At 41.2% G+C, this 11,896-nt stretch carries 15 protein-coding genes, 1 pseudogene and 1 riboswitch; of the genes and pseudogenes, 4 read left to right on the plus strand and 12 right to left on the minus strand.

Going from position 1 to position 11,896, the window contains the following annotated elements; translation table 11 throughout:
• Window positions 1-166 precede the first annotated feature (166 nt).
• Window positions 167-739: a folate family ECF transporter S component gene (locus ABS301_RS17440; RefSeq protein WP_349673426.1), complete on the minus strand. Its 573-nt coding sequence runs from the start codon at window positions 737-739 to the stop codon at window positions 167-169.
• 61 nt (window positions 740-800) lie between these two features.
• A riboswitch (THF riboswitch) is annotated at window positions 801-898 on the minus strand.
• 51 nt (window positions 899-949) lie between these two features.
• A complete protein-coding gene (locus ABS301_RS17445) occupies window positions 950-1,483 on the minus strand; it encodes a phosphatase PAP2 family protein (protein WP_349673427.1) in 534 nt (177 codons plus the stop codon).
• A gap of 139 nt (window positions 1,484-1,622) precedes the next feature.
• Here ABS301_RS17445 and ABS301_RS17450 point away from each other — a divergent pair, with 139 nt between their 5' ends.
• On the plus strand, window positions 1,623-2,006 hold the full coding sequence (locus tag ABS301_RS17450) for a CidA/LrgA family protein (protein ID WP_104437553.1): 384 nt from the start codon (window positions 1,623-1,625) through the stop codon (window positions 2,004-2,006).
• On the plus strand, window positions 1,987-2,679 hold the full coding sequence (locus ABS301_RS17455; RefSeq protein ID WP_349673428.1) for an LrgB family protein: 693 nt from the start codon (window positions 1,987-1,989) through the stop codon (window positions 2,677-2,679). Before ABS301_RS17450 ends, ABS301_RS17455 begins: the two co-directional genes overlap by 20 nt.
• 97 nt (window positions 2,680-2,776) lie before the next feature.
• On the opposite strand, the gene fliB is transcribed toward ABS301_RS17455, so the two are convergent.
• Window positions 2,777-3,937 carry a flagellin lysine-N-methylase gene (gene fliB, locus ABS301_RS17460; protein ID WP_349673429.1) on the minus strand — a complete coding sequence of 387 codons (1,161 nt, stop codon included), beginning with the start codon at window positions 3,935-3,937 and terminating at the stop codon, window positions 2,777-2,779.
• 3 nt (window positions 3,938-3,940) lie between these two features.
• The gene (locus ABS301_RS17465) at window positions 3,941-4,282 is read right to left on the minus strand and encodes a winged helix-turn-helix transcriptional regulator (protein WP_170072374.1); all 342 of its coding nucleotides are present in this window, start codon (window positions 4,280-4,282) and stop codon (window positions 3,941-3,943) included.
• Between the two features lie 122 nt (window positions 4,283-4,404).
• On the opposite strand from ABS301_RS17465, the gene ABS301_RS17470 reads away from it, so the two are divergent.
• On the plus strand, window positions 4,405-4,950 hold the full coding sequence (locus tag ABS301_RS17470; protein ID WP_349673430.1) for a nitroreductase family protein: 546 nt from the start codon (window positions 4,405-4,407) through the stop codon (window positions 4,948-4,950).
• Between the two features lie 59 nt (window positions 4,951-5,009).
• Here ABS301_RS17470 and nagE read toward each other — a convergent pair whose 3' ends face one another.
• From nagE to ABS301_RS17510, 8 genes and pseudogenes are all read right to left on the minus strand, one after another.
• Entirely contained in the window at window positions 5,010-6,446 is a 1,437-nt protein-coding gene (nagE, locus tag ABS301_RS17475; RefSeq protein ID WP_349673431.1) for an N-acetylglucosamine-specific PTS transporter subunit IIBC, read from the minus strand.
• A 72-nt stretch (window positions 6,447-6,518) separates the two neighbouring features.
• Window positions 6,519-6,773, minus strand: coding sequence for an HPr family phosphocarrier protein (locus ABS301_RS17480; RefSeq protein WP_349673432.1), 255 nt, complete (start codon window positions 6,771-6,773; stop codon window positions 6,519-6,521).
• A gap of 8 nt (window positions 6,774-6,781) precedes the next feature.
• On the minus strand, window positions 6,782-7,273 hold the full coding sequence (locus ABS301_RS17485) for a PTS sugar transporter subunit IIA (protein WP_349673433.1): 492 nt from the start codon (window positions 7,271-7,273) through the stop codon (window positions 6,782-6,784).
• Window positions 7,274-7,294: 21 nt separating this feature from the next.
• The gene (gene licT / locus ABS301_RS17490) at window positions 7,295-8,122 is read right to left on the minus strand and encodes a BglG family transcription antiterminator LicT (protein ID WP_349673434.1); all 828 of its coding nucleotides are present in this window, start codon (window positions 8,120-8,122) and stop codon (window positions 7,295-7,297) included.
• 154 nt (window positions 8,123-8,276) lie between these two features.
• A complete protein-coding gene (locus ABS301_RS17495) occupies window positions 8,277-8,897 on the minus strand; it encodes a manganese efflux pump (RefSeq protein ID WP_349673435.1) in 621 nt (206 codons plus the stop codon).
• Between the two features lie 66 nt (window positions 8,898-8,963).
• Complete coding sequence (gene lepB, locus ABS301_RS17500) at window positions 8,964-9,530, minus strand: signal peptidase I (RefSeq protein ID WP_349673436.1); 567 nt, start codon at window positions 9,528-9,530, stop codon at window positions 8,964-8,966.
• Window positions 9,531-9,589: 59 nt separating this feature from the next.
• Window positions 9,590-9,979 (minus strand): annotated as a pseudogene (locus tag ABS301_RS17505) (sigma-70 family RNA polymerase sigma factor); the annotation flags it as partial.
• The gene (locus ABS301_RS17510) at window positions 9,954-11,624 is read right to left on the minus strand and encodes a recombinase family protein (protein WP_349673437.1); all 1,671 of its coding nucleotides are present in this window, start codon (window positions 11,622-11,624) and stop codon (window positions 9,954-9,956) included. The gene ABS301_RS17510 and the pseudogene ABS301_RS17505, both read right to left, overlap by 26 nt.
• A 104-nt stretch (window positions 11,625-11,728) precedes the next feature.
• Between ABS301_RS17510 and ABS301_RS17515 the strand changes: the two genes are divergently transcribed.
• Window positions 11,729-11,896: a hypothetical protein gene (locus ABS301_RS17515; protein ID WP_349673438.1), complete on the plus strand. Its 168-nt coding sequence runs from the start codon at window positions 11,729-11,731 to the stop codon at window positions 11,894-11,896.

Here is an 11,896-nt window from a genome sequence, read left to right on the forward strand (position 1 = left end):
TGTTATTTACAGACATATACCTAAGATTATATTACGAAATTGGTCTTATGTCTATGTATTTTACGAATGCCTGTGTCCATTTATCTGATTCAGGCTACAAAATATGACATTTTTATACCTGTAAAAAACCCCGGAGCATCACATTGATACTCCGGGGTTTTTGTTGTTATTTTGTATGAAGCAGATGTACACTCCGAATGGTTCGGAAAATACCGATAGAATCCATGGTTTTCAGTAAGGTATAAAAAATCATGGAATCGATGGGCCACATAACCAGATTCTTCAGCGCTCTTGCAGGCAGCAACACCATAAAGCCTTTTCCATACAGCATGGAGAGGCAAAGGGTGTTTAATACCACATTGCAGATCAGCATGACCACCAGTTTGGATATGAGAATTCTTCTTAAGGTAATCGGCTTCTTATAATACAGAATGCCGTTCAGGACTCCTGCCAGGGCCGTAACCAGGGTAAGTCCAGGAAAAAAGGCGCCGGTGGGCTTTAATAAATACTTCAGCACGTCAAGGCTTCCGGAAAACAGACCGCCCACTACCGGACCGAATAAGTAGGAAATGATTCCATTGGGAATAGATGAAAACGTAATCTTAATGTAGCTTCCCAGCTGAATGGAGAACATATCCAAAATAATGGCAACTGCGGCAAACATGGCTGCGGCAGTGATTGTTCTTACAGATTTCAGCTCTCTGTAAGAATCGGTGAACAAAGTGACGAATTTTTTCATAAAAAAATACCTCCTTTGCAGACCTCAGACTACGACCGGAGATAAGACACCTATCTTCTGGTGCAGCGGGATGCGACTCGTGTACCGCAAGAAAATCTTTTCGTCCTGCTGACAACTCCCTGTTCAGCTGGCACTTAACGCACACAAGTCTACTCTGCGACTTTTATTTAGTTTTGTATCGCCATCAGTATAACATACATTCTTAAGAAATCAAATGTTTTTTTCAATACAACTATTGCTTTCTATTAAACGGTGTACCAATAAGGCAATACAAATACCCAGAACAGCGCCTCCAAGCACATCGGTTGGAAAGTGAACGAATAAATACAATCTGGAAAATGCAATCAGTACAGCCAGGATCAGAAAGGGAACTCCTAGCTTTTTATGATAGAGCCAGATGCTGACAGCTCCTTCAAAGGAAGCCAGCGTATGACCGGAAGGAAAGGAAAAGTCTCTGGGATTCTGAATTAAAAGAGGAATACTGGTATCAATCCAGCAGGGTCTGGGTCTTTCTACAAGGTTTTTCAGTATCATATTTCCAAGAAGAAGTCCCATCCCCAGGCTTAGTAATACCCCGATCCCTATTTTTCTGGTTTTGGGAATACAAAACAGCACCACACCAATTAAAATCCAGATAAATCCATGGTCTCCCAGACTTGTAATACGGGTCATGACCAGATCAAGCCATGGATTATGCAGAGACTGCAGTGCATATAAAACATCAAATTCTATTTGATATAACATCGTTTCATACTCCTTTGTTATGGAAAATACCACATATATTTACAATCTTAATTTTTCTTAAATCATTTGACAATGGAAAGATTTGCGTATAGGATTAAGCATAGTTGAATTTTCGACAGGAAATACAGGAGGCTTTGTCATGAAACACATAAGACAATTCGGCATTATTTTATTTATCTCACTTGCAGGAGAAGTGATTCATCTGTTTATACCACTTCCCGTACCTGCCAGTATCTATGGTCTTATTCTTATGCTTTTAGGCTTAAAAACCGGGCTGATTCCCCTTGAGGCAGTTGAGGATGTCAGTGATTTTTTACTGGAAATTATGCCCATGCTTTTTATACCTGCGGCAGTCGGACTTTTGGATTCGTGGGGCTCCCTTCGGCCAATTCTCATACCTTTTCTGGTTATAACACTTTTCTCCACGGTTATTGTTATGATAATGACAGGAAAAGTAACTCAGTTTTTTATTGAAACCGATAAAAAGAAGAAAGGAACGGATCATGAATCAGACAATCGGTGATTTTTTATTTTTCGGCTCGGTTTTGAGCCTTGTCAGCTATGAAATGGGGGTTCAGCTTAAGAAACGTTTTAAACTGGCCATCTTTAATCCCCTGTTAATCTCAATTCTAATTGTAATGGCATTCCTGTCCGTCTTTAAGATTAATTATACGGTCTATAATGAGAGTGCAAAATACATCAGTTATCTGTTAACTCCCGCAACCGTTTGCCTGGCTGTGCCATTATACCGTCAGTTAAACCTGTTAAAAAAGCATTCCAAAGCAATTGTTGCAGGAACGCTGACAGGCGTACTCACTACCATGTGCACCGTATTGCTTCTTGCATTAGTGTTTGGCTTAAACCATCAGGAATATGTAACCTTTTTACCAAAATCCATAACTACTGCCATAGCAATGGGAATCTCAGAGGAGATGAAAGGGTTTGTGACAATCACAGTTGCCAGTATTATTGTTACCGGTATTTTAGGCAGTATTATTGCAGAATCGGTATGCCGGATATTTAAAATTACAGATCCGGTTGCAGTAGGTATTGCCATCGGATCTGCATCACATGCGGTAGGCACTACAAAAGCAATGGAAATTGGTGAAATTGAAGGTGCCATGAGCAGTCTTGCCATCGCCACTTCCGGGCTTTGTACGGTTGTATTCGCTTCTATTTTTGCTAATTTTATCTAACTATGCAATTCCAGTAAAATCGCCCGCTGCAAAAAGATCCATTGTCCATGCACTTTTCGCAGACTGGGCGAACTAAAAGCTTATTTTAATATAATTCTTATAATACCCTGAGTATTTCTTTCAGCCCATAGGTTTTTTCTGTTCGAAAGGCATTCTCCAGTGTATTCAGATTTTGATCCGAATGCTCAGTTTCCCTGGAAAACCGATGAACCAGCCGTACAAACTCGTTAAAAGTAAGACTGCCACCATTTTGAATATAAACTGCCTGAGCCAGTTCTGCTATGAATATAGTACAGATAACAGCCATCTTCGCTTTTACATAAGGCTGCTCATCGTAAACAGCTCCGCAAAAATACGTATAAATGAAGTAAACCAGAAGCTGCTCCAGCCATTGATTCCACTCTCTCTTTCTTTCCGGCTCAGAATCCAGATATTCATAAAAAATCTCTCTTGTTTTTCCATAATACTCTGGCCCCTTATCAAAAAGCAAGGCTTTTAACTCCCCAATAGTAACCGGCCATTCCTGGTTTAAAACTTCCAGCTTGTCTAATAGAAGAAACCAGTTTTTTATTATTTCATAGCGTTCCCTGTCAGAAACCCTATATTCCCCCTCTTTCATACGGAAAAATTCTTCACACGAAGTATTCCTGTATCTGGCAATCAGTTCATCCGTCTGATACAGCTTCCCTTCCCTGATCCTTCTTTGTAAATCATGAACCAGACCCAAAACCATAGACGCCCTTAAGGGGATGTCCCTGTTTCGATTCTGTAAAAGAGAAATAACCTCCTCTCTTACATCTATGAGCTTTGAAAAAAGGAAGAAATCAAACTCAGGATAAAACTCTTCCCGGTCATCTTCCTTTGTAAGAAAACGGACCGGCTCTTTCAGCCCCAGAATCAGCTTTGCCGCTTCTTCACAGGACATTGACAGGGAAAGTTCCCGTACACCTTCGTATACTTCCGTATGCCTGGGATATTGCCTGCAGGTTCTGCAAAGCATGGAAGGTCCTGCATCGGTGTAAATATCACAAAGATTTGCTTCGTTTAAAAAAGCGCATCTGCCAGATTTCTGTTTAAAACAGCCCTTCTTCCAATCCACTCCATTTAAAAGCTTTTCGCCAAGAGAAGCGGTTTGAGCGCTGTATTTTTTAATCGATTGATCATCAATCATAATTGCCCAGCCTGCACAGCAGGTGTCACTGCACTGAGCTGCAATACAATGGAAACTGTGATAATAGTGAGGTATTGTAAACTGCATAATCTACTCCAATCCCAGAATTTCCTGGTTGATGCGCTGCGCTCCCCATTCTGACATCAGATTCAAAATTGGTGCAAGTGTTTCCCCATCTTTGGTAAGGGAATATTCCACTCTGGGCGGAACCTCATTGTATTGTTCCCGATGTACTAATCCATCCGCTTCTAATTCCTTAAGCTGTTTGCTTAAGGTTCTGTGGGCAATTGGTTGTAATTCTTCCCATAACCGGTTATATCTTAATACACTGCATTTACAAAGTTTATATAAAATGACCCACTTCCATTTTCCTTCAATTTTTGAAATTGTATAATATATTGGACAATTTCCAAATTTATTATTAAAATCCATGTCTTCTCCTCAATACTAACCAATAGTTTAGTATATAACATAAATGTTCATACTTGAAGTATGTAATATAATCATATATACTTTCCATGTAAATGTCAAATATCAGTCAACGGAGGTTTAAAATGAAATTCTTAGAATTGGCAAAGGATCGCTACTCTGTCAGAAAGTTCAGCGATAAAAAAGTAGAAAAAGAGACGTTGGATCTCATCCTGGAGGCAGGTCGTAGTGCACCTACCGCCTGCAATTATCAGCCACAGAGAATTCTCGTGCTTGATAATGAAACTGATTTGTCCGGGCTCAGTCTTTGTATGCCTTTTAAATTTAACCATCAGTTGGCACTTCTCACCTGTTACGATAAAAGCGTAAGCTGGAAACGAAGCTTTGATGGGAAAGATGAGGGGGAAATCGATGCCGCTATTGTCACAACCCATATGATGCTGCAGGCAGCTGAATTGGGAATTGGCTCTACATGGGTTGGATATTTTGATCCGGAAAAAGTCAAAAAAGCATATCACATACCAGAACACATAGTCCCTGTTTCAATCCTGCTGATGGGCCATCCGGCAGATGATGCAGATCCCAACAAATTACATGATGAACGTCTGGATCTTTCACAGACCGTTTTCCATGGTTCCTTCCCCAATACAGAAGAAGATACGAAGCAATAATTGCCATATGACAGTGAAACATAAAAAACGGGAATGCAATGCATCCCCGTTTTTTATGTTTATTTACAAAGTTTCTCAAATTCTTCCGCAACAAACTGTACCTGAGTTCCAACCACAACCTGCACACTGGTTTTTCCAGGCCTGATTACTCCGGCTACACCTGCTGACTTTATCTTCTTTTCATTTACCAGGGTATAATCCTTTACTTCCAGTCTGAGTCTGGTGATACAGTTATCAATGCTTACAACGTTTTCTTTACCGCCGATTCCTTCCAAAATAACAGAAGCAACGTATGTAAAATCGTTGTTCTTTAATACAGCAGCTGATTCATCCAGATCATCATCTTCCCGCCCCGGTGTTTTAAAATTGAATTTTACAATAGCAAAGCGGAACACTGCATAGTAAATCCCACCATAGATAAGACCAATCGGAATAATATACAGAGGATTAACAGCCATAGGTGCTTTAAAGCTAAGGAACCAGTCAACAAATCCGGCACTGAAATTGAATCCCGCACGAACAGGAAGCATTGCACAGATGGTTAAGGAGATTCCGGTCAGTAAGGCATGGATTAAATATAATCCTGGTGCAAGAAACATGAATGCAAATTCAAGCGGTTCTGTAACTCCTGTAAAAAATGAACAGACTGCTGCTGCCAGCAAAAGACCATAAGCCTGTTTTTTCCTTCCCGGTTTTGCCGTATGATACATGGCAAGGGCTGCAGCCGGAAGACCAAACATCATAACTGGGAAGAAGCCTGTCATATACTGACCAGTCTGACCCAGCACGCCTTTTCCGGTCCAGAAGTTTCCAAGGTCATTTACTGAGGCAACGTCAAACCAGAAAACAGAGTTTAAAGCATGGTGAAGACCAAATGGTATAAGAAGACGGTTAAAGAAGCCATAGATACCTGCTCCTACTGCACCAAGACCCAGGATTCCCTTACCAAATATTACCAGTGCGGTATAAATTACCGGCCATACGAAAAACAGTACCAGGCAGGCAACAAGGGAAAACAGAGCCGTAACGATAGCAACGGAACGTTTCCCGCTGAAAAAAGCCAGTGCATCAGGAAGCATTGTGCTCTTAAACCGGTTATAGCAGCTGGAGCCAATTAAACCGGAAACAATACCAATAAACTGGTTATTGATTTTTCCAAATGCCGGATTCACGGCACTGACATCAATGCCTTTTAACATTGCAACTACTGCTGGTGAAAGAATTGTCTGAATCATCAGCCATGATACCAGGGCTGCCAGAGCGGAAGTACCCTCATGATCGTCTGACATGCCTACGCCAACACCGATGGCAAATAGAATAGCCATATTATCAATAATGGCTCCGCCTGCCTTAATCAAAAAGGCAGCAATGGCACTGTTTGCCCCCCATCCCGTTGGGTCAATCCAGTAACCAATTCCCATCAGGATCCCTGCTGCCGGCAGACACGCTACCGGAAGCATCAACGACTTACCTAGTTTTTGCAAATACTTCATCATAAAAAGAAACCCCTTTCTTTTTTTGTCCTGCCGGACATTTTTTATCCTCACCTGCAAGTAAGCAGGTTACGATCACTCTTTATCTAAAACAGACCGTATTGCGTAGTATGCAGCATCTTCATCCTCTCCCTCAAAACGAAAGATGACTTCATCCCCTTTTTTTGCTCCAAGTCCCATAATGGCCAGAAGACTTTTGCAATCGGCTTTTTGTAAATTCCATTGAGCTTCTATGGAACACATGTATTTTCCTGCTTCAATAAAAATCACGGAAGCGGGTCTGGCGTGAAGTCCCATTGGATCTTCCACTACATATTGATACTCTTTCATTCAGCCACCTACAATTCAATGATTGGTTCAAGCTCCTTGATCTGCTTTCCAACATGACATTTCATGTTGGGATACTCCATCGTATTTAAAATAATGACCGGAGTAACCAGGTCATACCCCTTTGCCATAATCCCTTCCAGATCAAATTCCAGCAGTAGTTCTCCTTCCTTTACCCGTTCCCCCTGTTTTTTAAAGGATTGAAACCCTTCTCCTTTTAATTTAACCGTATCAAGGCCTACATGGATCATTACTTCCGCTCCGTTATCTGCCGTAATACTGACTGCATGCATTGTCTCAAACATCACTGACAGCACTCCGCTTACCGGTGCCACAATTCTGCCTTTTGAAGGAATGATAGCCATTCCTTTTCCCAGGATCTCCTGACTAAACGCAGGGTCTTTCACTTCACTTAACGGAACTGCCAATCCTTCCACAGGCGCCAGAATTTCCTCCTTTTTACCGCCCCCTCTTTTTAAATGCTTCTTCCACGCTTCAAACATGCCGACTGGTACCCCTTTCTTCTAAAGCCTCATTCTTTTGATATGAACTGCCAGATATGCAGTCTCCTCTTCTGTTACATCATGATGATATGATTCTAAAATAAATTCCTTGATTTTCAAACTGCACTCATACTCTTCCGGATACATTCCTGCTATGATATTGCTGAATTCTGTATTTCCGCTGTTTAACAACTCTCCAGTTAAAATGCGCTGGGCAAGAAATCGCAGGTGGGTGATAAACCTCTGATAACTTAAAGATCCCTCGTCCGGTTCCATAGAAAAGAATTCTTTTACTATATTGACTCCATTCTGAATCAGCTTTGTCATATCCATCGTCTTATTCATAGCTGTATTGAGTTCTGCATTTACAATATGCATTGCTATAAATCCAGCCTCATCTACAGGAAGCCGTACTCCCACACTTCTCTCAATCAGTGCAACCGCATATTCGCCCACTAAGTACTCTTCTTTATAAAACGTCTTAATCTCGCTAAGAATGGGATTTGAAAAAACCATATTCTCCTTAAAGCGATGAATGGCGAAATTAATATGATCCGTCAGTGTGATATAGATATTCTGATTCAATGTCCTGTTAAGTACACTTTTTGCATAGGCGATGATTTCTGCCGATGCCTTTAAGTGTTCAAGAGGAAGCTTCACAAGCAGCTCTTTAAACTGATCCAGACTGTTCTGACTGTCTAACCGGAAGGTTTTTTCAATTTTGTTCTCTGCAATCGGGCGTCCTGCCTTTGTGCCAAAACCAATTCCTCTGCCCATGATGACTACTTCTTTCCCATCCGGCTCAATTGCAGTTACAATATTGTTATTAATGATTTTATCAATATTCATAAATTACCTCTTATTAATAAAAAAACCAACTTTGACTATGAAAATAACATGTTATTTTCTTAATCAAAATTGGTTTTGCCTGCTTTCCAGTAACAATCCGATTTAATATTCATTTTTCTAACTATAGCAAATTTTTTTTAAGTTGTCAATATGTTTAAAGCTTACTAAAAGCAAGAAATAAAAACAGGACGCCGCTGAGCCAGGACAAATCCCAGCCTTTTAATGCAGCAAGCCGTTTTCCCAGGAAAAGTCCGGCATACATTACGGCAATCCCTACTAAAAGAGCTGCCAGAGCTGCATAACCCGGATTAATCATAAGAAAACCGGACAGGGTACCAGCCACCAGACTGTCAATGGACATGGCAAATGAAAACATAATCATTTCTTTCCATGACAGCGTTTTTGAATCATCCCAGTCAGCTGCCATGGGATTCCCGTATATGTTAATAATAATGCTAAGTCCCGAAATAGAAAACGTCAGGTCTTTGTGAACATGAACATGATTGTTAATGTATTTTTTTATGGTATAGTCCAGCAGCTTCAGCACTCCCAAAAAGAATAAACAGGAAAACCCTACTCCTTTTGCGAACACTTCCGGCACAAAATTATCGATCACGTTGCCGAATAACAGGGCTGCCCCCAGACAGCCGCTGCAGATTGCATTAGCCGCAATTACCTTTATCCATGAAATGCCTACCCTGTTTGCACCATAGGCAATGCTGGCAACAAATGTATCTGTACTCAGAGCCAGAACCAAAATAAAAATATTACGCATATTTTATCGAACTACCCTTTTTATTTTAATATATTCACAGGCTTTTGGTTTGGCACCTTATAATTATTAACTGATTTTTTTTATTCCCGGATAATAGCGGAACAAAACTTTTGCAAGTATCTTATCTTCCGGTACATAGGGATCACTCCAGTATCTGGCATCGGCAGAATTATTCCGGTTATCCCCCAGCATCAGATAGCATCCTGCAGGCACGGTGAAGTGATAATCCTCTGACTCCATGGGTTCTCTTAAGTATGGTTCTTCAAGAGGGGTCTGGGACTGATTGATATAAACATGGTTCTTCTTAATGTCTACCGTCTCTCCCGGCAGCCCGATAATCCGCTTAACCAGATGAATCTCTTCATTTCCAGGCCCGGTCATGTGATCAAATATAATGATATCACCCCTTTGGGGTTCCCCGCCAAACCGGTAAGCCAGCCTTGATCCAATTAACCGGTCACCTGTCATAATTGTGGTCTCCATGGATCCACTTGGTACCTTACTGTTGGCGATAAGAAACGTATTAATAAAAAATGCAATCGCTGCCGCAATGACAATAATCTTCAGCCATTCAAACAGCTCCCTCTTCCAGTTAAGAGGCTCTTCCACTTTACTGTCCTTTTTTACGCTCATATTTTTTCCTTTGACTGTTTTTTATTATTGTATCAAATGGACAGGGCAGAATCAACGTTTTATATCCCATTTCTTTTTAATTCTGTCCTCAGCCTTTCCAGTGCCTTTTTTTCCAGTCTTGATACATAGGATCTGGAAATTCCCATGAGATCTGCGATCTCCCTCTGGGTGTACTCCCTGCCGCCATGAAGTCCATAGCGCATTCCTATAATTGTTTTTTCATTGTCTTTCAGGCAGGAATCAAAAACTTCATAAAGTTCCTTGATGTCCTGTTTTAGTATGATGGTCTCTAACGTCTCTTTATTCTCCATTTCGATCACATCCAGAAGGCTTACTGTTTCTCCATCCTTGTCTACACCGATGGGTTCATATAAAGACACCTCTTTTGAATATTTTTTATTAGCACGAAGGAGCATTAGGATCTCATTTGCTAGAGTCACAAGACGGCTCCTTAGAGCCAGGCAGATAGAGATGGACCGTATCCCCATCCCAGACAACCCGTTTTACCAGAATCCGGATTGCAGCCCGTTTCTGTTCCACATCCATATAATCCACAGTCTTTTCAAAATTGGAAAGGGTCTCTTTCAGCAGATCAAATTCCAGAACAGTCAATTCTTTTGCCATGGCAGTTTCCTTACAGACTTCTATCTGGGCCAGGGTCTGTTCTTTCTTTTTATGCAGTTCATCAATCTGTCTGACTATATAGTCGTATGCCGCAGTTCCCCCGGCAACCTTGATCGACGTCACAAGACCATCAATATCTTTTTCAGTTTGAGACAATTCTTCTTCCAGGCGGCTGACATCCTGTTCATAATCCTGCTTTTCTTCCTTAAGCAGTTTCCTGCCTTCCTCCAGCTGCCTGGTAAATTCTCTTTTGTCTTCAGAAATTTTTTTAAGTTCCTCAATCACCATTCTGTCTAACAGATTTCCATCGGCATTTTTTATTGCACAGCACTTCATGCGGCTTTTTTCTTTCATGGAACAAAGGTAGGAATAGATCTGTTCTCCCCGGTCATTATATCTGCCGGAAAGCTTGGGCCGCATATAGTGATTGCAATTCCCGCATACAAGCATGCCGGAAAGAAGCGCCACATTACTTCTGGGTTTGCGGTAATTTTTTGATTTATTCCGTTCCAGCTGGCGCTGGACACTGACCCACTCCGCTCCAGGAATCAGCCCCTCATGTTTGCCGATTGCCACAATCCATTCTTCCATCTCTTTCATTTCATGGGCCTTGCCCTGCTTTTGTAACGTCCGGTTATATGCAATAATACCATGGGTTCCTTTAAAATCAGCGGGGTCAGCAAAAAGTTCTACTTTTTTTTCTTTCAGATACTGATACGCTTCCTGATCCGCAATCATATACACCGGGTTTGAAAGTATGGCCTTAATAGCAAAACGGCTGAATAAACGTCCCTGCTTTGTTTTGTATCCATTCTGTATGAGATAAGTCTCTGTCTGTGTAAGGGAACCGGTTTCCAGAAATTTTTCGTAAATCAGCTTTATCAGCTTAGCCTCCTGGGGAATCCGTTTCAGTTTATATGCCTTTTTCTGCTTCCCGTCAATGGTTACAGAAGTCACCCGTTCAGACTGATAACCGGTTGGTGTATTTCCGCCAAGCCATCTTCCGCTTTTGGAAAGTTCATGCATATTGTCCCGGATCCGTTCTGCAATGGTTTCTCTTTCCAGTTGGGAGAACACAGAAGCAATATACATCATGGCCCTTCCCATGGGAGAGGATGTGTCAAACTGCTCTTTAATAGAAATAAATGAAATTTCCAGATGGTTCAATTCTCCAATCAGATTGGCAAAATCTCCGATATTACGGCTGATCCGGTCAAGGCGGTAGCATACAATCGCTGAAATCTTCTTTTTCTTTGCTTCTTTCATCATCTGCTGAAATTGGGGACGCTCTAAATTTCCCCCGGAAAAGCCCTCATCTTCAAAAATCAGGGCACTGTCTGCAAAGGATTCTCCGTAATGGGTTAAGATATATTGTCTGCAAAGCTCGATCTGATTGCCGATGCTTTCCCCTTTTCCGGTAAATTTAGATTTTCTTGAATATATGGCAAACGGCTGATTTCTGTCTTCCATCACACAAATCCTCCTTGTTTTCACATGGAAAGCGCGTCCTCAAACATACCGGACACGCAGAATAACATACAAATATAGTAACCCTGAATTTCAAGGTATTCTCTATGAACATGATCGTATATAATCCTCAAACGGAAGAAGATAAAAAAGAACTGGGCAGAAGGGCAGCTGTCATTCACAATCAGGTGCTAATGCAGTCAGTCCGCCTGCTTCACTGTTCAAATGACCAAAAGAAAGCGCTTTTAGATGCGATAAAAGCAGAAAGCACTTAG

Source organism: Lacrimispora sp. (assembly GCF_031982545.1).
In the GTDB taxonomy this organism is placed as follows: domain Bacteria; phylum Bacillota; class Clostridia; order Lachnospirales; family Lachnospiraceae; genus Lacrimispora.